The sequence below is a fragment of the Brevibacterium sediminis genome (genome assembly GCF_013623905.1).
Lineage (GTDB): Bacteria > Actinomycetota > Actinomycetes > Actinomycetales > Brevibacteriaceae > Brevibacterium > Brevibacterium sediminis.
In genome coordinates this window covers 122092-146719 of record NZ_JABKDD010000003.1, presented here as the reverse complement: position 1 = coordinate 146719, position 24628 = coordinate 122092, and the positions used below count along the sequence as shown (strand labels likewise).

The following is a 24628-nucleotide window of genomic DNA, read 5'->3' as shown; positions in this document are numbered from 1 at the left end:
TTTCGCTGTGCCTGATCGTGCCTATTTTCCGGTGCCCGGTCCGCCGCCGCGGAAGCCGGAGCCGTCGCCGTAGTTCGATCCGCCGCCGGTGAAGAACGGGAGGAAGAAGAAGCCGCCGCCTCCGGAGCGGGATGTATCGCAGCCGACGTAGTCATAGCTGCTGCCGTTCTTGACGTAGTCGCCCTCGCCGGGGTTCGAGACGTATTGGCCGTTGCTGAGGTCGTAGTCGCCGCAGTTCGCCGACGACCCGGACGAACCGCAGCCTCGGAACATATTGCCGATGACGATGAGGATGACGACGAAGAAGATGATCGTTCCGCAGCCGATGCGGCGCGGCTTCCGCCCCGATCCGCCGCCGGGCCGCTGCGGTCCGCTGGGACGCTGGGGGCCGGATGGACCGGAGTTTTCGCGGTCGAAATCGAAAGAGCCGCCGCCCATCGAGACGTTCGGTCCCTGGCTCATGTCGGCCTCCTCAATTCGGAGCTGCTGTGCACGATCTCTCCATGCTGCGGGTAGCAGTGCCACGACTGCCAGGCGATCCGTTCGGGTTCTGCGCAGGTCAGCGACAGTGCCGTCAGTGCGCCGGGCTGTCCGGGGAACGCGACCGAGAGGTGGTCGTCTGCGGTGAGGGCACGGTCGGCACCGGCGGCGAGCACCTCGGCGGCGGCCGTCGGGAAGTCCCCGGACACGTGGGTGCGGGTCGCGGTGAATCGGTGTTCGGTGAAACCGGCCCACCGACCGTGGCGGATGTGTTCGCGGTCCCACCGCGGTCGTGTCTGCGACGAATCGTCCCCATCCTCGCCGAGGCAGGCGAAGGTCTCGATGAACGCATCGGTGGGCCCGGCGCTCAGGATCGCCTGGTGGGAGGAGCCGATGACGGTCAGTGTCAGGGTGAGGTGCGGTGCCTCCTCGGCGGGGGTGGACTCTGTGTCAGTGGGTGCGGCTGCTGTGGGCACATCGATGCGGTGGGCAGCCAACGGGGCGATCCGGTCGTGGTCGAGGCTCAGCCGCAGCGCCTCGGCACTGGTGTCGGTGAAGGGGACGTCGAGCGGGCGGGGGAGGGTGAGCATCAGCTGCCGGAGTAGATGGTGAAGGAGCCGGTCGGGATGGTCTCTCCCGTGCTCACTTCCCAGCGTCCGTGGTCGAAGCGTTCGAAGGCGAGCAGGCGGCCGTCGCCGGATTCGTAGTCGACATAGTCGACCCCGCCCTTCTCATTCAGTCCCGTGGTGCCTTCGGACCGGTAGGATGCGGTGCCGTGCTCGACGAGGTCGTAGTCGGTGCCGTCGATGGTGATGGTCCGGGCCTTCGGTTCGATGTCGAGGTCGGGGCGGTCGCGCCAGCGGGCGATCTGCACGTCGGGGTCGCGTTCGACGCTCAGCCACATGCGGGTCGCCGAGGCGTCGGCCTGGAAGAAGTGCTCGGCCCAGTCGTAGCCGCCTTCGGAGATGCGCAGAGTGCCGCGGACGAAGAACTTCTCGTTGCCGAATTCGAGGAGATCGCCGGCCTTGATGGTCTCGGGATCACCGCCGGTGTTCTGGTCGGCGGCGAAGGGATCGCGCGGGGCGGTCGGCTGCTGCGTCTGCTCCTGCTTGCGGGCCTTGTTGGCGCGAGAGCGGATGACGAGCACGGTCACGAGGACGACGATGATGAAGACGAGGACGGCGATGAGGAGTTCTGTGGGCACGGCGGTCTGCTTCGATTCGATGGCCGGACGGGTCACCGCCCACTCTAGTCGACCGGAATCTCACGCGCGGCTGTGATCGGACTTCTTCTCCAGAGCGGTCATCGTATCGGCGATGAAGAACCCGAGGTCGCGGTTGAGTGCGAGCATCGGTTCGTTGTCCGTCGCCGTGTACGTCTGCACCCATTTCGCCGAGACGGTCGCCGCGACCGCGGGCAGCTGACGCAGGTTCGCGACCTTGAGTGCCCGCCCGATCCCGCGGCCTCGATAGGCACGGTCGACGAGCGTGTCCTCCTGGATGACGATCTGCGGATCGTGGGACGAGACCATGATCTCCGTATAGCCGACGGCGAGTTCGCCCACGTGCGCCATCGAGCTGACCAAGGTCCAGCCCTGCTCTTCCATCCGCTCCTCATGGCAGCGGATCGCCGCAGTGCTGGCATGGGTGGCGGAGCGGGTGAGCTTGCCGACGGGCACGTCCTCATCCATCTGCACACGCAGCTGGGTCCAGGACTCCAACACCTCCTCGGGGCAGGCTCCGATCCATGAGGTGACCGAGAAGTCCGGGTCCTCCCTGATCACCGGCACAACCGTCGACGCCCCCGAATCCTTGTACCGATTCGCATCGGCGTCCAGGTAGGCGGGCAGGTCGAGCAGCAGCCGGTGCTCTTCGTTGCCGATGCTCATCCCGTGCGCCTGCGCGAAGGCGACCCCGGCCGGGCAGTAGGTTTCGGTCTGCACGATCTCCGAGGAATCGTCACCATCATCGAGGAACTGTGCGGCCGCCTCGGCGAGGGCAGTGCCGAAACCCTGCCGACGGTGAGCCGAGAGGACACCGAGTTCGATATCGGTCGGAGTTTCGGGGGAGAGACTGATCTCGACGCCGCCGATGATCTCCTCGCCGAGCCGGCCCACCAGGGCGATGTCCTGTCCTCCCGGGCGCGGGTGGGCGAATTGGGTCAGCGTCGTCTCGGCGCTGCGCCACCAGGCGGCGGTGCGGCCCTCGGTGTAAGCGGTGCGCATGACGTCGTTCCACGTCAGCAGCGCAGATTCATCGTCGGCGGCGATGCGCGTGATCTGAATCTCAGACATAGTGAAAGTCGATCACGGTAGGTGCCGGTTTTCAAGGACGCCGCGGTTCGGGGTCCTCGGGACGGTCAGGGTCGTCGGTGCTGTTCGTTCCCTCGGGGTCGGACGGGTCCGCAGCGGAAGCGCGGTCGGACGTGTCGGTTGGGGCCGCCTCGGCGTGGGGATCGTGTTTGGGCAGGCGGGAGCCGATATGAGAACCGGGAGTGTTCATCACCCGGTACACGAGGAAGGCACCGACGCAGAAGACGACGATGATGCACAGGGTGAGGAAGATGACCGCGCCGAGCCCGGGCTGCATCATTTCGCCATTCGCCGACGGTCGAAGTAGTTCGCGAAGCGGGCCTTGAACGAGCCCATGCCGATCGATCCGCCCACGCGCACGAGAGGCCGGCGGCCGGTCGGAACGGCGTCGACCACGGATTTCACGCTTCCCCAGGACTTTGAGAGCTGGTCGACGTTGACCGCCCAGTCGTCGGGGATGACGACGGTGACCGAGCCCATACCGGCGACGATCTCGATCTCGATGACCTCGAGATCGGTCTCGACCTCGAGGAAGTTCAGCTCGATGTTCGACATCGACGGTTCGCAGCGGATATACGGCGGGACCGCCCACCTGGCGCGGCGGACCGCGGACTCCCAGCCGGCCTTGATGACGAGCGGATCGAAGCGGTCATGCCCCGTGATCGCCATCGCGCGGCCAGGGGCAGGGGCGATCGCCGAGGCGGGGCGGAAGCGATCGGAGGGCAGCTCGGTTGTGAGGTCGGCGAGCACCGCGTCGAGGTCGATGGGGAACTTCGCGGACTGGACCTTCTCCATCCGTTCGTCGAGCTCGTCGACCGTGATCCGACCGTCACCGGCGGCTTCGCGCAGAAGCTCGATCGCTTCATCGCGCTCTTTGTGGCCGATGCGGAAGGTCTTTGCGGGGTCGTTCTCGTCGGGGGAGGGGGTGGCTGAGCTCATGATCTCTATCGTGCCTGATCGGGAAGTCGGCGACAACGGCGGGGAGTCCGGGGCCGTGTCTCGTGTCAGCCGTTGGCATTAGGCTAGGGGACGTGTCCACCGCACTGTACAGAAGATACCGCCCAGAGACCTTCGACGAGGTCATCGGTCAAGAGCATGTGACCGATCCGCTGAAGGCCGCCATCGAACGTGGCCGCATCAACCATGCCTACCTGTTCTCCGGCCCGCGCGGGTGCGGTAAGACCACCTCGGCGCGGATCCTGGCCCGGTGCCTCAACTGCGAGCAGGGACCTACCCCGGTGCCGTGTGGGGAATGCCCGAGCTGTCGGGATCTGGCCAACGGCGGACCCGGCTCGCTCGATGTCGTCGAGATCGACGCGGCCAGCCACAACGGCGTCGATGATGCCCGTGACCTGCGTGAACGTGCCGTCTATGCGCCCGCGCGCGATCGGTACAAAGTGTTCATCCTCGATGAGGCGCACATGGTCACCTCGCAGGGCTTCAACGCTCTGCTCAAGATCGTCGAAGAGCCGCCGCCGCATATCAAGTTCATCTTCGCCACGACCGAACCCGAGAAGGTCATCGGCACGATCCGGTCGCGGACCCACCACTATCCGTTCCGACTGGTGCCGCCGGAGGCCCTGGGCAACTACCTCGAGGAGCTGTGCGCTCGTGAGGGTGTGCAGGTGGCCAAGGGCGTGCTGCCGCTGGTCGTGCGGGCCGGAGGGGGATCGGTGCGTGACACGCTGTCGGTCCTCGACCAGCTCATCGCCGGGGCTGGGCCCGATGGAGTCGACTACGGTCGAGCCGTCGCGCTGCTCGGATACACTCCGGATTCGCTGCTGTCCGACATCGTCGATGCGTTCTCCGCCGGCGACGGTGCCGGGGTGTACCGTGCGGTGGAGCGGGTCATCGAATCCGGTCAGGATCCGAGGCGCTTCGTCGAAGATCTGCTCGAGCGCATCCGGGATCTCATCGTCATCAACGCCGCCCCCGAGGCGGCCCATGCCTTCCTGCCCGAAGTGCCGCCGGACCGCCTGGAGAGGCTGACCCTGCAGGCCAATGGTTTCGGACAAGGCGAACTCTCCCGCGCCGCAGACCTGCTCAACGTGGGACTGACGGAGATGTCGGGTGCCACCTCGCCGAGGCTGCAGCTCGAACTCATCTGTGCCCGCATTCTGCTGCCCGGTTCCGGCCGCAGCCGGGATGCTGTGCTCAGTCGTATGGAGCGGATGGAACGTCGCATCGGCATGTCGGCCACCGGTGTGGCAGCGAACGTGCCGCCGCCGCAGGCAGTCCCGGATCAGGGCGCGGCGCAAGCCCCTGTGCAGGGGCAGGCACCTGCTGTCGATCAGGGACAGTCGGGCGGTCGACCGCCGGCAGGTGATGCGTCGCCTGGTGCGCCGGGCCGCGGGGCCGGAGCACCGGATGCGGATGCGACCGCCGGTCAGCCCCAGAGCGCAGCTCACGACGACTTCGACGACATCGCGGCCATGGCCGCGGCCGCCGAGTCGATGCTCAACGAACCGGTGGCGCAGCCAGGGCAGCAGCCTGAGCAAGGGCAGCAGCGTCAATCTGATCGGCAGGGGGCGCAAGGGCAGGCCGAGCAACAAGAACAGTCGGATCAGCAGGCTCAGTCGTCTCAGCACGATGGCCAGACCGAGCCGGAGCAGGCATCGCCGTCCGGGCCTCAATCTCAGACCGCGCACGCGGGTCCGCAGCAGCAGTCTGCTGAGGATCCCCGGAGCGCAGCTGACGGCCAGCCGGCGCAGGAACAGCAGCCATCTCCCGATTCGCCGCCCGAGCCTGCGGCCGAAGCGTCGGGCGCGCCGCAGAATGAGTCGCAATCTGTCCAGGACAACCAGCAGAGACAGGGCTCTGCCGGTGCCTCCGCACACAGCTCTGCACCGGACTCCGCGCCGGCGAACCAGCCTCAGCGCCAGTCGGCTCCCGCGTCTGCGTCACCAGCCGGACCTGGCGATGGCTCACAACAGTCCGAGCAGGCAGCGGCGCCGGAAGCGACCTCGGTGGCGGGATCCGGTGACATCGGCGGTGAGATCGAAGCGATCCGCCGAGCATGGCCGAGCATCCTCGCCTCGGTGGAGAAGCGCAGCCGACTGACACGAGCGATCATCGCGGCCAATGCGATCCCGCAGTCGTTCTCCGACGGGGTCGTCTACCTCGGCTTCAACAACGCCGGATCCGTGCAGGGATTCCAGCAGCGTGACCATGCGGCCAAACTCGCGGCGGCGATCAACGACGTTCTCGGTATCCAGGCTCGTATCGACGTCGGTGATGTCGGTCGGATCGGCGGAGGAACTGCCGGCGGTGGCAGCCAGGGCAAAGGATCCTCGGCTCCGCCCATGAATGACTCCGGCGGCAATCACGGACCGGCGCCTAGCCAGCGACGCCCGAGTCCGCAGGAGGTCGCCGCAGTCGTCGGTACTCGTGAAGTCGACAAACCACAGGTTGACCACGAGAAGTTCTGGGAACCCAGCGGCCCGACGCAGGGGCCCTGGTCCTCCGACGACGAGGAGGGGGAACAGCCGGGCCCTCCGACTGAACCCACACCTCAGGACAACCCCGGTGAACCGGCCGAAACCACCGAAGAGGGATCGGCCGAGTCTGAGCCGGAATCCTCGGTCGCTCAGGTTCCCGCTGCGGACTCGGCCGACTCTGAAGGATCAGACTGGACTGCTCCTGAGCCGAGAGATCCTGACCACGATTCTTCCGAACCAGCGGTCCCGGACGTCGTTGTGCCCGACCTGTCCGACGACGACTTCTTCGGTGCGCCGACAGACACCGGAACCGAGTCGACCGACTCCGGTAACGCACCGACCGACGACTTCGGACGGTCTGACCACTCGCGCGAGCAGGAACCAGCTCCAGCAAGGTCGTCCGGCTTCGCCGACGATTCGCCGATGGAATATGTCGAACCGCGGTGGGACGAACCGAATTGGAACGACGGTCCCTCCCCGATCGACTCCTCACCGGTCGATGCGGCATCGACAGGCACAGCCTCGACCGACGTCGACGAGACGAGCGCCGGCAGCGGAGCTGTCGACGTCGGCGCCGTCGTCGTTCCGCCGCCCGACGACGATCTCGACTATCCCGATCTCGGCGACACCACGAGCGACTTCGGAGGAAGTGCCTTCGACCAGTCGGCACCTGCCGTGCAGTCGCCGCCACCGACCCATGGGGGAGAGGCGAAACCGTTCAAATCGCGCTTCGCCGCACTTGCCGAAAAGCACGGTGCCACCACCACTCCGCCTGCCGGACCCGGCTACGGATCTGCTCCGCAGGCCAACCCGGCAGACGGGACAGCACCGGGGGCTGCCTCGGCGCCGGGATCGAACCCCTACCCGCAAGGGTCGGGATCGGACGAGGACGAGTATGATCCGGAAACGGACCTCGACGTCTCCGAAGCGCCGCAGATGGGCGTCGATGTGATCGCACGGGTCCTCGGCGGCGAAATCATTGACGAAAGAGAAGTATGAGCGCTGTATACGAAGGTGCCCTTCAGGACTTGGTCGAAGAGTTCGGCAAGCTTCCGGGCATCGGGCCGAAATCGGCCCAGCGTCTGGCGTTCCACATCCTGCAGACGGACTCGCAGGACGTCAATGCGCTGGCCCAGGCGCTCACCGACGTGAAGAAGCGAGTGCGGTTCTGCGAGATCTGCGGAAACGTCTCCGAGGAGGCCGAATGCACGGTCTGCCAGGACCCGCGCCGCGATCGGTCGATGATCTGCGTGGTCGAAGAGCCCAAGGACGTCGTCGCAATCGAACGGACCCGAGAATACCGGGGCCTCTACCACGTCCTCGGCGGAGCGATCGACCCGATGGCCGGAGTCGGGCCCGACAACCTGCGGATCAAAGAGCTCATGACGCGTCTGCAGGACGGTGAGGTCAAGGAGACCGTCATCGCCACCGACCCGAACCTCGAAGGCGAAGCCACCGCCACCTACCTCGTCCGCCTGCTCGGATCACTCGGCGTGACCGTCACCCGCCTGGCCTCGGGGCTGCCCGTCGGCGGCGACCTCGAATACGCCGACGAAGTCACCCTCGGTCGGGCATTCTCCGGTCGTCGCGAAATCGACTGACCGCCTCGGTTTCGCCCTCTTGACACCATATCGATAATCGTGAAACATATTGTTTATCGATATATCGACAAACGATAAATCATCGGATGCGGCGAAGGTCGGCGGAAAGCTCGTCTGCTGCTCGCCGGGACGGGAAGGCGTTGTCATGTCACCGACAGAGGAACAGAGGCCGGACGGCGAACCTCAGAAGCGCAAGGCGTTCGGAACAGGTTACGAACTATGGATCGGTTTGGCGGTCGGCTTCTACGTCATCTATGCCGTCACTGATCTCGTCACGCGAATGATCCGCTCCGAAGTGGCGGTGACGGTGGACTTCTCCGACGGCTCCGCCTCCTCGCTCGATGCCGGGAACGGAGCGGTATCGCTGTCCGAACTCACCGAGATCGTCGTTCCGACGGCCGACGTCTCGGCCGGGGCGGTCGTGCTGGTGACCATTGCCGAAGTCACTCTTATCCTCACCGTGTTGGCGGCCGCGATCTCCCTGGTGCCTGTCATCCGTGACATCGCGGCGGGAACACCCTTCACGCCCCGGGCATCCCGCGCCTTTGCGGCGTTCGAGTGGATCGTGGCGATCGGGTGGATTCTCCACTTCATCACCAAGGTTCCCGGCGGCAACTGGATCTCCGCCGATATCGGCATCGCTGATGAAGTGGAGCCGGGAATCACCGTCGTCCACGCATTCTTCGTTCTCGGGGTCGTCGGCGGCGCCGAACTGCTGCGGCGGTGCTTCAGATCAGGACGCGAAGCTCAAGAAGAGCTCGAAGGGCTCGTGTGATGGTCGAGGAATTCGACTCCTCCCGGGTCATCTGCCACCTCGACAGTCTGCTGACCCGGCGAGACATGAGCCTGACCGAATTGTCCAAACGCGTCGGGGTCTCGCTCGCGAACCTCTCCGTGCTCAAGAACAACAGAGCGAAGGCCGTGCGCTACTCCACTCTCATCGCTCTGTGCGAGGTCCTCGACTGTCAGCCTGGTGACCTCTTCACCGTGGAGCGACGATCGGACTGACCGTCAAGAGCAGCGCCCGTCGGCACGAAGCCGGCGGGCCGCCTCGGCGAGTGAATCCGGCGTTCCGCGATGCCTCGTTTATAACGATTTCTGAGCAGGGGCTGAACGCCCGGTGACCAACCGCCGCCTCGCCTATGTGCACAGTCAACGCTCGGGTCCGCAGGGGCGGACATTCGGCCCGGTCAGGCGGTGTCTGAATGACGGGCGAAGGTGAAGCGGAATGACGCACCTCATACAATGGTTCAGGTGCCGGGAGCCCGACACGGCTGAAATCCTGATCGATGCAGCACGAGACCTCCATGCTTGGAACCATGGAATCGATCGCCTGGCACGGAACTTATCAGCGATAAGGAAGATACTGCAGTGAGCATAGTCGTCCAGAAGTTCGGTGGGTCCTCGGTAGCCGATGCGGAATCGGTCAAGCGGGTGGCCAAACGAATTGTCGAGTACCGTCAAGCCGGTCACGAAGTAGTTGTCGTGGTGTCGGCCATGGGTGACAGTACCGATGATCTCATCGACTTGGCCCAACAGGTTTCCCCCATGCCCCCCGCCCGCGAACTCGATATGCTGCTGACCGCGGGTGAGCGCATCTCGATGGCGGTGCTGGCCATGGCGATCGCCAACCTCGGCTTCGAAGCCCAGTCCTTCACCGGCTCCCAGGCCGGAGTCATCACCGATGAGCAGTTCGGCAAGGCCCGAATCATCGACGTCACTCCCGGCCGCATCCGGTCCTCCCTCGACGAGGGATACGTCGCCATCGTCGCAGGATTCCAGGGCGTCAGCCAGACTGCGAAGAACATCACCACACTCGGCCGTGGCGGCTCCGACACCACCGCTGTGGCACTGGCCGCGTCGCTCGACGCCGATGTGTGCGAGATCTACACCGACGTCGACGGCGTCTTCACCGCGGATCCGCGGATCGTGCCCACGGCGCGCAAGATCGATGAGATCGGCTACGAAGAGATGATGGAGATGGCCGCCTCGGGCGCCAAGGTCCTCATGCTCCGCTGCGTCGAATACGCCCGCCGTTACAACGTGCCGGTGCACGTGCGGTCCTCATTCTCTCGCAACCAAGGAACCTGGGTGACCGATTCACCCATCCCCGAAGCCTTCCGCCAGGGCCGGGGATCATCGACCCCGGCAGCGGAACCAGAAACGGAGTCCACCATGGAACAGGCAATCATCTCCGGCGTCGCCCACGACCGCTCGGAAGCCAAGGTCACGATCGTCGGTGTTCCCGATGTCCCCGGCAAGGCCGCTGAGATCTTCAAGACTCTGGCCAAGCAGGAAGCCAACATCGACATGATCGTCCAGAACATCTCCACCCGCGAGCCGGGGAAGACGGACATCTCATTCACCCTGCCCATGGACGACGGAGCCAAGGCGCTCGAGGCCCTCGACGGTGTGAAGGCAGAGATCGGCTTCGACCAGGTCCGCTACGACGACCAGATCGGCAAGCTCTCCGTCGTCGGCGCCGGAATGCGCTCCCACCCGGGCGTGACCGCGACCCTGTTCGAAGCGCTCAGCGAAGCCCAGGTCAATATCGACATGATCTCCACGTCGGAGATCCGCATCAGCGTCGTCACCCGAGCAGACCTGCTCGACGACGCGGTCCGTGCCGCTCATGCCGCCTACGGACTCGACAGTGAAGACAACGAAGCAGTGGTGTACGGAGGTACCGGACGATGAGCGTCAATATCGGAGTAGTCGGTGCGACCGGCCAGGTCGGCGGAGTCATGCTCGACCTGCTGGCCGACGATCCCGGGTTCGAGATCGGGGCCCTGAGGCTCTTCGCCTCGGCCCGTTCGGCCGGGAAGACGATCGACTTCAAGGGTCAGCCGATCACCGTCGAAGATGCCACCGAGGCGGATCCGAGCGGACTCGATATCGCCCTGTTCTCCGCTGGTGGGGCGACGTCGAAGGCACAGGCCGAGCGTTTCGCCGCGGCTGGTGCCATCGTCGTCGACAACTCCTCGGCGTGGCGTTCGGACCCGGAGGTTCCGCTTGTCGTCAGTGAGGTCAACCCGGATGCCCTTGATGAGCCGCCCAAGGGCATCATCGCGAACCCGAACTGCACGACCATGGCCGCCATGCCCGTGCTCAAGGCTCTCCATGACAAGGCCGGACTGAGCCGTCTCATCGTGGCCACCTACCAGGCAGTGTCCGGTTCGGGTCTGTCCGGGGTCGAGGAGCTCGCCGGTCAGCTCGAAGCCGGTCTGCCCGATGCGCGCAAGCTCACCACCGACGGAAACGCGGTGAGCCTGCCGGAGCCTGACAACTACGTCGAACCGATTGCGTTCAACGTCCTGCCGATGGCCGGATCGGTCGTCGACGACGGGCAGAACGAAACCGATGAAGAGAAGAAGCTGCGCAACGAGAGCCGGAAGATCCTCGGCCTGCCCGACCTGCTGGTCGCCGGCACCTGCGTGCGCGTGCCAGTCTTCACCGGACACAGCTTGAGCATCCACGCCGAATTCGACTCCGACATCAGCCCCGAGCAGGCCACCGAAATCCTGTCGCAGGCACCCGGAGTCTCCCTCGACGAGGTCCCGACCCCGCTCAAGGCTGCAGGTCGGAACGACAGCTACGTCGGCCGCATCCGCGCCGACCAGTCGGCACCAGCAGGCAAGGGACTCGTCCTCTTCGTCTCCAACGACAACCTGCGCAAGGGCGCGGCACTGAACACTGTCCAGATCGCCGCCCTGCTGGCCAAGAAGCTCGAGGCGAAGGCCGCCTGAGCCGGCAAGGCAACGACAGTCAGGTGATGAACCGCCCGGAAGCACACGCTTTCGGGCGGTTCGTTGTTTCCCACAGTCGCACTCGACTGCCCGTCAGCGGCAGTCTCGTTCAAGGCCACGCTCGTTTATCCAGAGTTCCCGCACGCCGGTCGAACTTGTTCAAGCGCAACCGCAGATTGCACGCGGTACACGGAACGAAAAGCGCGCTCCGCCTTGAACGAGCGGACCTCGGGTGACGGTATGGGTGCCAAGTGTCGAAAGCGGCCAGAACATATAAAAGCGTTGCTATATATAAATATTTATATTAGTGGCGGGCCTCTGATCTGAGTATCGTCGACGATGTTGCTTCATCCTCGATGCCTTAGAAAGGCTCCTCATGACCTCCTCGCGCATTCTTCTCACTTCCGCTGCCATCGCCTCCTCGGCGACGCTGGTCCTCAGCGGCTGCGGGGGACAGGCCTCCGAAGCCGACGCCGGGGCACTGCGCGTGGTGACCTCGACCAACGTCTACGCCGACATCGTCTCCCAAGTCGCCGGCGATTTCGCCGAGGTGAGCCCGATCATCGATGATCCGAACCAGGATCCTCACTCCTACGAGGCGACCACGCAGGATCGACTCAAACTGTCGAAGGCCGACCTCGTGGTACAGAACGGCGGCGGCTACGACGCATTCATGACCGGAATGCTCAATGCCTCCGGTACTGACGTCGACATCATCGATACCGTTTCGATCTCGGGCCTGCCCGGCTCGGAAGGTCTCGGCAACGAGCCCCACGACCATGAACACGGTGAGGGCCATGACGACGAGGAAGCCCACGGCGGCGGGCACGCTCACGAGGGTGAGGAGGCACATGACCATGAACATGCCGAAGAGGGCCACGATGATGCGGGCCACGAAGGCCACGATCACGGACTATTCAACGAACACCTGTGGTACTCGGTCCCGACGATGACGAAGCTCGTCGACGAGGCGGCGACCCACCTCGGCGAGGCCCTGCCGGAACATCAGGGCGAGTTCGAGGAGAACGCGAAAGAGTACAAGGCGCAGCTGTCCGCCCTGCAGGATGATATCGATGCGGTGAAGAAGGAGCACGGCGGCGAGAAGGTCGCTGCGACCGAACCGATTCCGCTGTGGCTGTTCGACGATATGGGGCTCGAGAACGTCACCTCGATGGAGTTCCTCGCCGCCGTCGAAGAGGGCAATGATGTGCCGCCGCTGGTGCTCAAGGCCGCGGAGAAGCAGATCTCCGATGGAGATGCCGTGCTGCTTGGATACAATACTCAAGCGGCAGGTCCGCAGGCAGAGGCCTTGAAGTCCACCGCTGAGGACTCCGACGTCCCGGTCGTCGACCTCGCCGAGACCATGCCTTCGGGAACGCACTACGCCGACTGGATGGGTGGCTACATCACCGAAATCTCAACCGCACTCGAAGGGCACAAGCACTGAACATGGCCAAGGAATCCGACGCTTCCGCACCGGCAACGCGACGGGAGCCGGTGATTCGACTGCGCGATGCCGAACTGCGGTTCGGCCCGCGTCTGCTCTGGCACGATCTCGACCTCGACGTCGCGCCCGGGGAGTTCCTCGCCGTGCTCGGCCCTAACGGCACCGGCAAGACCTCCCTGCTCAAGGTGCTGCTGGGACAGAATGCGCTGTCGGCCGGCACCGCTGAGGTCGGCGGTCGAGAAGTGCACAAGGGCAATCCCGCCATCGGCTACATTCCGCAGCAGCGCGGAATCGATCCGCACACTCCGATGCGCGGCCGCGATCTGGTGCGCATGGGCATCGACGGTCACCGGTGGGGGATGAGCCTGCTGTCCCGGGGACGAAAGAAGAAGGTCGAAGACCTCTTGGCCTCCGTCGGCGCCACCGACTATGCCGATGCCCCCGCCGGCACGGTCTCCGGCGGTGAGCTGCAGCGACTGCGCGTGGCACAGTCCCTGGCCAACGATCCCACGGTGCTGCTCTGCGACGAACCGCTGCTGTCCCTCGACCTGCACCACCAGCAGGTGGTGGCCGCGCTGCTGCACGAACAGCGGGTCGAACGCGATGCCGCCGTCGTCTTCGTCACCCACGAGATCAACCCGATCCTGCCGTATGTCGACCGGGTCCTCTACATCGTCGGCGGTCATTTCCTCATCGGCACCCCCGCCGAGGTGATGACCACTGAATCGCTGTCCCGCCTCTACGGGGCCCCGGTCGAAGTGGTCCGCGTCGGCGGCCGCCTCGTCGTCGTCGGCGGTGAAGAGGAATGCGTCGACCACCACAACCTGCCCGATGACTCCTTCGACCTCGACGGGACGGTGGTGAACCGATGAGCATTCCTGAGATCTTTGCCAACCTCTTCACCTTCGAGGATTACGGCGAGCTCGTGGCGCTGCTGGCCAATTCTCTCATCGCCGCGGCGCTGCTCGGCGTTGTCGGAGGCCTCATCAGCGTCTTCGTCATGGCTCGGGACATCCCCTTCGCAGTCCACGGGGTCTCCGAGCTCTCCTTCGCCGGTGCTGCCTTCGCCCTGCTCGTCGGCTTCGACGTCGTGACCGGGTCGATCGTCGGGTCCGTCGTCGCCGCTCTCATCATCGGCATCGGCGGGGCCAAGGATTCGGAGAAGAACGCGATCATCGGCGTCCTCATGCCCTTCGGTCTGGGGCTGGCGATCCTCTTCCTCGCCCTCTACGACGGGCGAGCGGCGAGCAAGTTCGGGCTGCTCACCGGCCAGATCGTCGCGATCACACCCGGCCAGATCCTCACCCTCATCATCTGTGCGCTGGCCGTACTCGTGGTGTTGGCGATCGTCTGGCGTCCGCTGATGTTCTCCAGCCTCGACCCCGAGGTGGCACGGGCCAAAGGTGTGCCGGTCAGTGTGCTCACCATCGTCTTCATGCTCACCCTCGGACTCGCGGTGGCGCTGAGCGTGCAGGTCGTCGGTGTCCTCCTCGTCCTCGCTCTCCTCATCACCCCGGCCGCCGCAGCAACCCAGCTCTCGGCCTCGCCGGTGTGGGTTCCGGTGCTCAGCGTGATCTTCGCCGTGACCGCCTCGGTCGGTGGAATCCTCATTGCGCTCGGTTCACCGGTGGTCCCGATCAGCCCGTTCGTCACGACGATCTCGTTCCTCATCTACGTCGTCTGCCGTCTCGTCGGCGGTCGCCGGATGGAATCCCTGCACCGCCGCCGCGCCCACCGCGCCGCAAGAGAACACAACACCCCCATTCCCACTCCCTAGTTGCTACCTGACGGCGGCCCAGCAACCTCGCGCGAGGTTGCTGGGCCGCCGTCAGGTAGTTCTGGGAGCGGATAGAGTTGGGGGAATGAAGAAGCGCGCTCTCCTCGCCGGTGCTCTTGCCGCCCCCACGGCCGCCGGAATCTGGGGTGCGGTCATCGAACCGCACCTCTTCGCCATCCGCCGCCACACCCTGCCGATCCTGCCCGCCGGAGCCGAATCCATCCGGATCCTCCACGTCGCCGACCTGCACCTGGCGCCCTGGCAGAAGCACCGTGCCTCTTGGGTCAAAGCGCTCACCCGGCTCGAACCGGACGTCGTCGTCAACACCGGTGACAACCTCTCGGCCGATATCGTGCCCGACGTCCTCGACGTCTTCTCCGGTCTGCTCGACACACCCGGTGTCTTCGTCCTGGGGTCGAACGACTTCTTCTCGCCGCAGGCGAAGAATCCCGCGAAGTATCTGCGCTCGCCGTCCCAGGTCAAACACCGAGTGAACCCCGATCTCGACGTAGGGGCCCTCGTCCGCGGATTCGAAGAACCGACATCCCCGTCGGACTCGACGGCCGGCGGTCAGGGATGGCATTTCCTCGACAACACCGAGGCGACCCTGACGATCAAGGGCACCCGGATCCACTTCACCGGGCTCGGCGACGCCCATATCGACCGCGACCGGATCCGTTGGAGTGGAGGAGCACCCGGCAAGGGCGTGCTTGAGCATCCGCGGTTCGATTCCGAGGCCGGTCTCAAGGTCGGCGTGACCCATGCCCCGTATTCGCGGACCTTGGAGGCGTTCGCCTCGGCGGGGGCGGACCTCATCATGGCCGGACACACTCACGGGGGACAGATCCGCGTGCCCTTCTGGGGTGCGCCGGTGACGAACTGCGACCTCGATCGGACACGCGCACGCGGAGTCTTTCCGTACCGGAAGAGCCTCGTCGCCATGTCCGCCGGTCTCGGATTCTCACCGTACTCACCAGTGCGTTTCGCCTGCCGACCTGAAGTCAGCGTCTTGGAACTCGTCGCAATGGCCTAACCCGTTCAGCGGTTTCTGAAGATTTGCACAAGGCAAATTCGTTAAACTGGCTACCATGGTGTCTCCTGAGTCAAACGCCCCACCCACAAAAATGGGCGCGTTCATGCAGTTCGTGGCCGTCAGCGCAGTGGCGGGAATCGTCGCTGCCGGTCTGGCCATTCCCGGAGTCGGTGTCGCAACAGCCAGTGCGAACAGCGCTGTCGAGATCTTCGATTCACTCCCCGCGACCTTGGAGATCAAGGACCTCGGTGAGAAGTCGACGATGCTTGCCTCCGATGGGTCCGAGCTTGCGGAGTTCTACTGGCAGAACCGCCAGGAGGTCCCGCTGGATAAGATCTCGAAGGATATGCAGAATGCGACGATCGCCGTCGAGGACTACCGGTACTTCGAACACGGCGGTGTCGACATCGAGGGCATTGCTCGTGCAGCGGTGCACAATATGGTGTCCTCGACGACTCAGGGCGGATCGACGCTGACCCAGCAGTACGTGAAGAACGTGCTGGCAGAGAACGCGCATGCCGAGGAGGACTCCGAAGGTGTGGCTGCGGCGAAGGAGTCCGAAGGCACCGCCGGCTATGCGCGTAAGCTGCGCGAAGCCAAACTCGCTGTCGCGGTTGAGAAGAAGTACGACAAGAAGGAAATCCTCAACCGCTACATGAACATCAACAACTATTCGGGTTCCCCGAACGTCTACGGTGTCGAAGCCGCCGCCTACCGGTACTGGGGCATCCACGCGAAGGATCTCAACATCCAGCAGTCGGCGATGCTCGCCGGAATCGTGCAGAACCCCTCGGCGTTCAACCCGCAGCGGTTCCCCGACCAGGTGCTCAAGCGTCGCAACACCGTGCTCGGGCAGATGCTCAAGTACGACCACATCACGCAGAAGGAATACGACAAGGCGGTCAAGACCGACCTCGACCTCGACCTGCATGAGACACCGAACGGCTGTTCGGCAGCCAAGAGCAAGGCAGAATTCTTCTGCAACTATGTTCAGAACGTCATTATGAATGATGACACCTTCGGCGACACGGCTGACGAACGCCTGGCCTTCCTCCAACGTGGCGGTCTGAAGATCAAGACGAGCCTCAATCCCGATATCCAGAAGATCGCGGACAAGGAGATCAAGAAGCGCGTCCCCGTCGGCGACCCCTCCGGCGCCGGTCACGCCCTGGTGACGATCGAACCTGGAACCGGTGAAGTCATCGCCATGGCCGAGAACCGCGAATACACCGCGGGAGAGGTCAAGAAGAAGGACAAGAACAAGAAGACCTCGATCAACTACACCGTCGACAAGAAGCACAACGGCGGCGGTGGCTTCCAGGTCGGTTCGACGTGGAAGCCTTTCGTCCTGACGGCATGGCTGAAGGAAGGCAAGAGCCTCAACACCACCGTCAATGCGACGAAGCGCAACTTCCCGGCCGGCTCCTGGAAGTACGAGGGCTGTCCGAATATGGGCGGAGACTGGGACCCGAACAACGCCGGCGACGGTGAAGGCAAGGGTTCGATGACCGCGCTGGAGGCGACGAAGAAGTCCGTCAACACGGGCTATGCGGCGATGGGCAACCAGCTGAACATGTGTGATGTCATGGACACCGCTATGGACCTCGGCATCCGCTATGGCAGCGGAGAGGCGCTCGACTTCAAGGACAAGTCCGGCTTCATCCAAGCCCTGTCACCGTCGTCGATTCTCGGTACGACGGAGACCACGCCGATCGCCATGGCCGCGGCGTTTGCCACCTTCGCGAACGAAGGCGAATTCTGCGGACCGAAGCCGATCATTGAGATCAAGGACCGCAAGGGCGAGAAGCTCGACCTGCCTGGCGAAGGCTGCAAGCGAGTGCTCGACAAGGAAGTGGCCAAGGGCGTCGCCTACGCGCTGACTCAGACGTTCAACGGCGGTACGACGAGCTCGCTGAAGATCGGAGTTCCGGCAGGTGCCAAGACCGGTACGACGAACTTCGAGGTCGGTCACACCTGGCTGCTCGGGTTCACCAAGACGCTGTCGACTGCGGTCTGGACCGGTGATCCGGGGGGCACTCGGGACTGGCGCACCGCCGGCGCCGGCGCCGTCAGAGGCCACATCTACGGTGCGACCATCTCCGGTAAGACCTGGCAGGCATACATGAGCCAGGCGGTGAAGGAGACCAAGGGCAATACCGGGTTCCCGAAGCCCAGCAGCAAGTACTTCTCCGGCGGCGGCTCCGGCGGTGGTGGCGGTTCGTCCAGCGGCGGCCGCGGTGGAGGTGGCGGCGGCACCGGCACTGGCGGCGGTGGCGGAAGCCACGGCAACGGCGGTGGCGGCACCGGTGGCGGCGGCAACGGCGGCGGTGGAGGCGGCAACTCCGGAAACAACGGAGGCGGCGGCGGAAACGGCGGCGGCAACAACGGCGGCGGCAACAACGGCGGCAGTGACGGCGGTGACGGCGGCGGCGAGGCTCCTGGCCTCGGCGGCAACTGAGCCGATGAGATGCCGGTCGTGACCGGCCGATAGCACCTAGCGGAGACCGTTCCAGCGAGGGCGGGGAGGACCAGATCCTCCCCGCCTTCGCTGTCTGACTTTCACGGGTGTCGCCGCAGCGAAACAGCTGTGACCGCCGCCCACGGAACACGGGTGCCCAGCGTGCCCAGTCTGGGCTAGTGTGGGGAACGGACCTGCGTCGTCGACCGCACCAGGAAAGCCTGGTCATACCGGATCACTCGGACCGCCTCGGCGCCGCACCAACAACTGAGGAGAACCATGACCAAGTGGGAATACGTCACCGTGCCGCTCATCGTCCACGCGACCAAGCAGATCCTCGACCAATGGGGCGAGGACGGATACGAACTCGTGCAGGTCGTCCCGGGTCCCGACAACAACGGACTCGTGGCTTACCTCAAACGCCCCAAAGAATGAGCTGAACCGGCCGGACCGTTGACACCCCACCCTCACCGAAAGAAGAACAATGTCGAAGACCCTTGAGCGCATGAACGAACTCGGCCTCGAACTACCCGAGATCGCCACACCAGCCGGCGCCTACGTCCCCGCCCTGCGCACCGGGAACTACGTCTATACCTCGGGCCAGCTGCCCGTCGTCGACGGCAAACTGCCTGCGACCGGTCACCTCGGCACGGACGTCGACCTCGACACCGGCTACCAACTTGCACGCACCGCCGGGCTCAACGCTCTGGCCGCCATCGCCGGAGTCATCGGCGATCTCGACAAGATCGTGCGCGTCGTCAAGGTCACCGGCTTCGTCAACTCCGCCGACGACTTCACCCAGCAGCCAGCCGTCATCAACGGCGTGTCCGAGCTCTATGGCGAGATCTTCGGAGACCGTGGGCAGCACGCCCGCAGCGCGGTCGGCGTGAACACTCTGCCTCTGGGCACCCCCGTCGAGGTCGAAGTCATCGTCGAGGTCTCAGGCGATGCCGCTTAGCGGACGCACTCTTCCCGTCTCGTCGGAGCTGCGGTGGCTGCTTGACCACTGGCAGTCCGACGGACGGTGGCCCGTCCCGGAGGCCCCGCGCCCCACCTCGGCGATCGTGCTGATCCGGGATTCCGCGGACGGGCTGGAACTCTTCATCACCCGGCAACTCGACGCCCGCGGCGTCGAAGACCGCAACCGGTGGGCATTTCCCACCAGCAGCCTGCGCCCGGGTGATGTGCGGAAGCTGCCTCTGGCCGGATGGAATTCGGCCCGGTGCGCCCGTGCGCTGAGCATCGAAAACAAATCCCGCGCCCTCCACCACTTCTCCGCGGCCGCCCGCATCACCTTCGCTGCCACCGGAATCCTGCTCGCCGAGGATGTCGACCGGGAGATCGTGGCCACACCGCAGACGGACTGGAACACCACCCGATCGAGGCTGTTCTCGAACGAAGTGTCCTGGTCACAGGTCTTACGCGACCGAGACCTGCGGTTGCGTCCCGATCTGTGCAAACCGTGGCTACGTTGGATCAACACCCCCACCCAGCTGCACCGGTTCGACACCACCTACTTCATCGCCACCGTGCCCTTCGGCCAGGACGTCGACTTCCTGTCACCGAACGAGACCTCTGCCGGATGGAAACGCCCCGACCAGATCATCGCCGAGGTGGGAGGAGACCCCGACCGCATCGGCGCGGCCGCCCGCATCATCGTCGAAAGCCTCGCCGAGGTCCCGACCGTGGGCGCGGCCATGGCGCAGATCCGCAACCTCCACCCGCTGCGTCCGGAGATCGTCGATGACGACGGCGACTGGAAGGTCGTCATCCACACGGGCAAGGACCCCCACAGCAAGGGAAGCCTGCGCGACCGGGCCGTGGCCGTCGGCGAGACCGACACCGACCAGAACCCCGGCTTCCTGACATTCAGCGGTGACGATGACGAAACGACAGACGAGGAGAACGACGACTCATGAGAATCCGTGCGAACAACCCCGGCCCGATGACCCTGACCGGTACGAACACCTACGTGCTCACCAGCCAGGATGACACCTCCGCAGTCGTCATCGATCCTGGACCGGAGATGGCCGATCATCGTGAAGCCTTCCTCGCTGAGGTGGCCGACCGTGACCTGGCGGCGGTCGTTCTCACCCACCAGCACGCCGACCACTCCGAGATGCTCGGAAGCATCGAGCAATGGGCCCCCGCCGTGCCCGTCTATGCCGTGCTCGAGCGTTTCGCCCGGCACACGGACCCGGTCAGCGACGGCGACGAGATCGCCTTCGGTGACACTCCGGCCGACGTGCTGCGCGTCGTCGCCACCCCCGGACACACGAGCGACAGCATCAGCCTCATCCACTCCGGAGCCCTCTACAGCGGCGATACGATCCTGGGGGAGGGGACGACGATCGTCACCCATCCGGAAGGCTCCCTGGGCGACTATCTCAACTCCCTCGACCGATTGAAGGAGCTGCTCGACGCAGGGGAGTTCGCCATCATCGAACCGGCCCACGGTGAGCGCATCGACGCCCCCGCCGAGGTGATCGACTACTACCGCTCCCACCGACTCGAACGCATCGGGCAGGTCAAAGCGGCATTGGAGCAGGGCGCGAAGACCGCCTCGGAGGTCTGCGACATCGTCTACCACGACGTCGACTCCAGCGTGCGGCCGGCGGCCGAGCAGATCGTCAAGGCTCAGCTGGCCTACCTCGACGCCCTGCCCGCCGCCGACGACGCCTGAGTCCCGCTGCTGACGCCGGAGCCGCCGACGCCTGAGTCCTCCCGCGGCGCATGGTGCGCAACATCTTCGGTCCAGCTGGATGACACACCACTCACGACTCGGGTTCTGATCCAGTCATCGAGTTTGAACTCGATGACTGGATCAGAACGCGATCACGAAACTTCCCACACCTCACGCGACAGCCCCTGAGACGGCGAGCGCCGGCCACGACGCACACCTGTCCCGACCAGAACGAACGCCCCAGCCGAATCGGCTGGGGCGTCCATTTGTCGCGGCGTCCACGCGGCCACAGCGGCCGGAGGTCGCTGGGAGGATCAGCGGGCGCGGTTGCGCATGCGGTCCATGTCGAGGATGACGACGGAGCGGGCCTCGAGACGGATGAAGCCGCGGGCGGCGAAGTCGGCCAGTGCCTTGTTCACGGTCTCACGCGAGGCACCGACGAGCTGAGCCAGCTCTTCCTGAGTGAGGTCGTGAGCGACGAGCACACCGTCGGGAGCCGGCTTCGAGAAGCGAGCGGCGAGGTCGAGCAGAGCCTTGGCGACACGGCCGGGCACATCGGAGAAGACAAGGTCGCCGACGGTCTCATTGGTGCGACGCAGACGCTGGGCGAGGGCCTTGAGCAGGTTCATCGCGGCCTGCGGACGCTCGTTGAGCCAAGTGGTGAGGTCTTCGTGCTTGAGGCTGAGCAGCTCCGACTGGGAGACGGCAGTGACAGAGGTCGAACGCGGGCCCGGATCGAAGAGGCTGAGCTCACCGATGATCTCGCCGGGGCCGACCACGGACAGCAGGTTCTCACGGCCGTCGGAGGACTCACGGCCGATCTTGAGCTTGCCCGAGGAGACGATGTAGAGCTCGTCACCGGCATCGCCCTCATGGAAGAGCACGGTTCCCCGACGGAGACTCCGCGGGTTCATGAACTTCATCAATGCACTGGTGGCTTCATCGTCCAGACCTGCGAAGAGCGTCGCGCCCCGCACCACTTCAATATCCACTGGTTCCTCCTTGTCGTGATAATCACACACAAATCTACCTGGTCATCTGCATCGATACCAGCAAAGACGCGGGAGTGTGGCCCATCAGTATGAAAACCTCTCCCGCACCGCCCAACACGACTCTCGTCCACACCATTCCCGCAGCCGGCCAGAACAAGGTGCGCAGATCCGGGCGCGAACATGATTCACGGGTGTGACCGGCATGACTGCGGAATGACAGGGCACGGATTAGGATGGTGAGTCGTGTTGACTGTGGCAGAGAAGAGCGCGCGGAAGTTCGCGAAGGAGACCCCGCTGGGACGAACCCGCCGGGCGCGGAAGATCCATCGCATCCTCGCCGAGGTGTATCCGAACGCGAAGTGCGAGCTCGACTTCGAGACTCCGTTCCAGCTGCTCATCGCCACCGTCCTCTCCGCCCAGACCACCGATATCCGCGTCAACTCGGTCACCCCGAGCCTCTTCGCCGCCTTCCCCGACGCCCACGCCCTGGCCGTGGCCAATCTCATCGAGGTCGAGGAGCACATCCGCTCCACAGGGTTCTACCGGGCCAAGGCCCGCAACATCGTCAAGCTCGCGAACGAACTCGTCGATGAATACGACGGCGTGGTGCCGAACAAGCTGGACAAGCTCGTCAAGCTCGCCGGAGTCGGACGAAAGACCGCGAACGTCGTCCTCGGAAACGCTTTCGACACCCCTGGGCTGACCGTCGATACACATATGGGCCGGCTGGCCCGCCGCTTCGGTTGGACCGAGGAAACCGATCCGGTCAAGGCCGAGCACGAGATCGCGGTCCTGTTCCCGAAGAAGGACCTCACCATGCTTTCGCATCGGGTGATCTTCCACGGCCGCCGCATCTGCCATTCCCGCAAGCCCGCCTGTGGAGCCTGCCCCCTGACGGCGCTGTGCCCATCGTTCGGGATCGGGGAACTCGATCCGGACAAGGCACGTGCCATGCTTCGGTTCGAAATGGCGCCTTTGGCCACTCCCGCCGAGGAGGCTGTCCCCGAGGAGGGACGATGAGCGCCCGAATCCCCGACCTTCCACCCGAATCGGCGACGATCGCCGATGGGGCCTTGCGCGGGCAGCTCGAAGATCTCGCCGCCTCGCACGGGTCCCCGCTGTGGCTGCGCCGACAGAAGGACGCCGCCGAGCAGTCCGCCCGTGACGCCGCCGTTCTCATGCTCTTCGGGCGCGGGGGAGAGCCTCGTACCGAGGCGGGAGGCGCAGAAGCATCGCGCCTGGCCGAACTCGGCGTCGCCGATGTCGACATCGTTCTTCTCCAGCGTGCCGCGACCCTGCGCCATCATCCCGGGCAGGTCGCCTTCCCCGGAGGCGGTCGTGACCCCGAAGACGATTCCATGGCGGCCGCCGCGCTGCGTGAAGCGGAGGAAGAAGCCGGAATCTCCCCGGACACCGTCGAAGTTCTCGGAGAGATGGACCCGCTCTATATCCCCGTCTCGAAGTTCGAGGTCACTCCGGTTATCGGCTATTGGCGTCAGCCGGGCCAAGTCCAGGTGATGGATCAGCGGGAGTCCTACTCCGTCTACCGGGTGGCCATCGCCGACCTCGTCGCCCCCGCCAACCGCGGAACCTTCGCCCGTCCCGATCTGAAGATCTCGACCCCGGCCTTCGACGTCGGAGTCCTCAAGGTATGGGGCTTCACTGCCGGCATCCTCGACTTCGCCCTCGACCATCTCGGCTGGGCCGGTGATTGGGACAAGAAGGCTCCCATCGCCATCGACTTCTGAATTCGGCCACTGCGAATTCCGGCGACGGTCAGCGCTGCCCGGCCTTCGCTCTGAACAGCACCGCGGCCCACACCGCCGCCACAGCGAGGATGAGCAGACACCAGCCGACAGCGAGATAGCCGGAAGTGCCCATCTCGGTGCCGATGAGCAGTGCGCGCAGAGCGTCGATGATCGGGGTGATCGGCTGATTGTCGGCGAACACCTCCAACCACTTCGGCATGGTCTCGACCGGCACGAATGCGCTGGAGACGTACGGGAGGAAGAGCAGGATGAAGCCGTACCCGTTGGCGGATTCGGGAGACTTCGCGGCGAGGCCGATAGCGGCGAAGAGATACGTGATCGCCAGAATGTAGAGGGCGACGAGTCCGACGGTCGCCAGCCATTCGCCCACTCCGGCGGAGGGACGGAATCCGATGGCGACGGCGACGAGGAGGACGATGGAAGTGGCGAACAGATTCCTTGCGAGGCTCGCCGCCACGTGCCCGGTGATGACGGCAGACGCTCGCACCGGCATCGTCCGCAGTCGGTCGACGAACCCGGAGGTCATGTCCGAAGCCACCGACAGCGAGGTCGAGGCGGCACCGAATCCGGCGCAGGTGAGGATGATTCCGGGGACGACGTAGTCGACGTAGCCGCCGTCGGGATCGAGAGCGCCGCCGAAGACGAAGGTGAACATGAGCATGAGCATCACCGGCAGAGCGACGGCCATGAGCAGCGATTCGACGTCGCGAACAGCGTGACGCAGGCTCCTGCCGATGAAGGCGGCCTCGGTGGAGAACCCGCGAGGGCGTGTACGGGAGACCCCTCGGGGGAGGGGAGAGGCGGTGGTCGCTGCTGTCGTCGGGGTATCGGTGATCGGGTGACTGTGTGACATTGGTCTGTCCTCTCTGGACGGTGTGGAGATCGGAGACGTGG

25 protein-coding genes are annotated in these 24628 nt (G+C 65.0%); 17 read left to right on the top strand and 8 right to left on the bottom strand.

Features of this window, described 5'->3' with window-relative positions; genetic code table 11:
* Positions 1-21 precede the first annotated feature (21 nt).
* Genes HK108_RS06770 through HK108_RS06745 form a run of 6 tightly spaced genes read right to left on the bottom strand, consistent with a single transcriptional unit; the run spans position 22 to position 3730 of the window.
* The gene (locus HK108_RS06770) at positions 22-462 is read right to left on the bottom strand and encodes a hypothetical protein (RefSeq protein ID WP_218973644.1); all 441 of its coding nucleotides are present in this window, start codon (positions 460-462) and stop codon (positions 22-24) included.
* Positions 459-1070: a DUF2617 family protein gene (locus HK108_RS06765; RefSeq protein WP_181270945.1), complete on the bottom strand. Its 612-nt coding sequence runs from the start codon at positions 1068-1070 to the stop codon at positions 459-461. The genes HK108_RS06770 and HK108_RS06765 overlap by 4 nt, the downstream gene beginning before the upstream one ends.
* Entirely contained in the window at positions 1070-1720 is a 651-nt protein-coding gene (locus HK108_RS06760; protein ID WP_309136068.1) for a DUF4178 domain-containing protein, read from the bottom strand. Before HK108_RS06760 ends, HK108_RS06765 begins: the two co-directional genes overlap by 1 nt.
* A 24-nt stretch (positions 1721-1744) precedes the next feature.
* Entirely contained in the window at positions 1745-2773 is a 1029-nt protein-coding gene (locus tag HK108_RS06755) for a GNAT family N-acetyltransferase (RefSeq protein ID WP_181270944.1), read from the bottom strand.
* A gap of 31 nt (positions 2774-2804) precedes the next feature.
* Positions 2805-3071 (bottom strand): hypothetical protein, encoded by a 267-nt coding sequence (locus HK108_RS06750; protein WP_139907172.1) that lies wholly within the window; start codon positions 3069-3071, stop codon positions 2805-2807.
* On the bottom strand, positions 3068-3730 hold the full coding sequence (locus HK108_RS06745; RefSeq protein WP_181270943.1) for a DUF1707 SHOCT-like domain-containing protein: 663 nt from the start codon (positions 3728-3730) through the stop codon (positions 3068-3070). Before HK108_RS06745 ends, HK108_RS06750 begins: the two co-directional genes overlap by 4 nt.
* Before the next feature lie 92 nt (positions 3731-3822).
* Between HK108_RS06745 and HK108_RS06740 the strand changes: the two genes are divergently transcribed.
* The 15 genes from HK108_RS06740 to HK108_RS06670 all read left to right on the top strand — a co-directional run bounded on the left by HK108_RS06740 (position 3823) and on the right by HK108_RS06670 (position 20973).
* Positions 3823-7227, top strand: a complete 3405-nt coding sequence (locus HK108_RS06740; RefSeq protein ID WP_181270942.1) for a DNA polymerase III subunit gamma and tau — start codon at positions 3823-3825, stop codon at positions 7225-7227.
* Complete coding sequence (gene recR, locus HK108_RS06735; RefSeq protein WP_025780860.1) at positions 7224-7829, top strand: recombination mediator RecR; 606 nt, start codon at positions 7224-7226, stop codon at positions 7827-7829. Before HK108_RS06740 ends, recR begins: the two co-directional genes overlap by 4 nt.
* A gap of 145 nt (positions 7830-7974) precedes the next feature.
* Entirely contained in the window at positions 7975-8604 is a 630-nt protein-coding gene (locus tag HK108_RS06730; protein WP_181270941.1) for a DUF2975 domain-containing protein, read from the top strand.
* Positions 8604-8837 (top strand): helix-turn-helix domain-containing protein, encoded by a 234-nt coding sequence (locus HK108_RS06725; RefSeq protein ID WP_139907175.1) that lies wholly within the window; start codon positions 8604-8606, stop codon positions 8835-8837. The genes HK108_RS06730 and HK108_RS06725 overlap by 1 nt, the downstream gene beginning before the upstream one ends.
* Before the next feature lie 363 nt (positions 8838-9200).
* A complete protein-coding gene (locus tag HK108_RS06720) occupies positions 9201-10526 on the top strand; it encodes an aspartate kinase (RefSeq protein WP_139468722.1) in 1326 nt (441 codons plus the stop codon).
* Positions 10523-11575 (top strand): aspartate-semialdehyde dehydrogenase, encoded by a 1053-nt coding sequence (locus HK108_RS06715; protein WP_181270940.1) that lies wholly within the window; start codon positions 10523-10525, stop codon positions 11573-11575. The genes HK108_RS06720 and HK108_RS06715 overlap by 4 nt, the downstream gene beginning before the upstream one ends.
* Positions 11576-11951: 376 nt before the next feature.
* Entirely contained in the window at positions 11952-13022 is a 1071-nt protein-coding gene (locus HK108_RS06710) for a metal ABC transporter solute-binding protein, Zn/Mn family (protein ID WP_181270939.1), read from the top strand.
* 2 nt (positions 13023-13024) lie between these two features.
* The gene (locus HK108_RS06705) at positions 13025-13894 is read left to right on the top strand and encodes a metal ABC transporter ATP-binding protein (RefSeq protein WP_181270938.1); all 870 of its coding nucleotides are present in this window, start codon (positions 13025-13027) and stop codon (positions 13892-13894) included.
* Positions 13891-14799, top strand: a complete 909-nt coding sequence (locus tag HK108_RS06700) for a metal ABC transporter permease (RefSeq protein WP_139468718.1) — start codon at positions 13891-13893, stop codon at positions 14797-14799. Before HK108_RS06705 ends, HK108_RS06700 begins: the two co-directional genes overlap by 4 nt.
* 85 nt (positions 14800-14884) lie before the next feature.
* Positions 14885-15832 (top strand): metallophosphoesterase, encoded by a 948-nt coding sequence (locus tag HK108_RS06695; RefSeq protein WP_181270937.1) that lies wholly within the window; start codon positions 14885-14887, stop codon positions 15830-15832.
* Positions 15833-15887: 55 nt separating this feature from the next.
* Positions 15888-18290 carry a transglycosylase domain-containing protein gene (locus tag HK108_RS06690; protein WP_181270936.1) on the top strand — a complete coding sequence of 801 codons (2403 nt, stop codon included), beginning with the start codon at positions 15888-15890 and terminating at the stop codon, positions 18288-18290.
* Between the two features lie 279 nt (positions 18291-18569).
* Positions 18570-18725, top strand: coding sequence for a Sp36 family protein (gene sp36 / locus HK108_RS06685; protein WP_009883339.1), 156 nt, complete (start codon positions 18570-18572; stop codon positions 18723-18725).
* Positions 18726-18774: 49 nt separating this feature from the next.
* Positions 18775-19248: a RidA family protein gene (locus tag HK108_RS06680; RefSeq protein WP_139907182.1), complete on the top strand. Its 474-nt coding sequence runs from the start codon at positions 18775-18777 to the stop codon at positions 19246-19248.
* Positions 19238-20209 carry an NUDIX hydrolase gene (locus HK108_RS06675; protein WP_181270935.1) on the top strand — a complete coding sequence of 324 codons (972 nt, stop codon included), beginning with the start codon at positions 19238-19240 and terminating at the stop codon, positions 20207-20209. The genes HK108_RS06680 and HK108_RS06675 overlap by 11 nt, the downstream gene beginning before the upstream one ends.
* Positions 20206-20973, top strand: coding sequence for an MBL fold metallo-hydrolase (locus HK108_RS06670; protein WP_181270934.1), 768 nt, complete (start codon positions 20206-20208; stop codon positions 20971-20973). The genes HK108_RS06675 and HK108_RS06670 overlap by 4 nt, the downstream gene beginning before the upstream one ends.
* 314 nt (positions 20974-21287) lie before the next feature.
* Here HK108_RS06670 and HK108_RS06665 read toward each other — a convergent pair whose 3' ends face one another.
* Positions 21288-21965, bottom strand: a complete 678-nt coding sequence (locus HK108_RS06665; RefSeq protein ID WP_101545702.1) for a Crp/Fnr family transcriptional regulator — start codon at positions 21963-21965, stop codon at positions 21288-21290.
* A gap of 243 nt (positions 21966-22208) precedes the next feature.
* Between HK108_RS06665 and nth the strand changes: the two genes are divergently transcribed.
* Together nth and HK108_RS06655 are read left to right on the top strand one after the other, a co-directional pair.
* Entirely contained in the window at positions 22209-22985 is a 777-nt protein-coding gene (gene nth, locus HK108_RS06660; protein WP_181270933.1) for an endonuclease III, read from the top strand.
* On the top strand, positions 22982-23713 hold the full coding sequence (locus HK108_RS06655; RefSeq protein ID WP_181270932.1) for an NUDIX hydrolase: 732 nt from the start codon (positions 22982-22984) through the stop codon (positions 23711-23713). Before nth ends, HK108_RS06655 begins: the two co-directional genes overlap by 4 nt.
* Positions 23714-23741: 28 nt before the next feature.
* Here the strand turns inward: HK108_RS06655 and HK108_RS06650 are convergent, their stop codons facing one another.
* Positions 23742-24587 carry an ABC transporter permease gene (locus HK108_RS06650; RefSeq protein WP_181270931.1) on the bottom strand — a complete coding sequence of 282 codons (846 nt, stop codon included), beginning with the start codon at positions 24585-24587 and terminating at the stop codon, positions 23742-23744.
* Between the last annotated feature and the right edge of the window lie 41 nt (positions 24588-24628).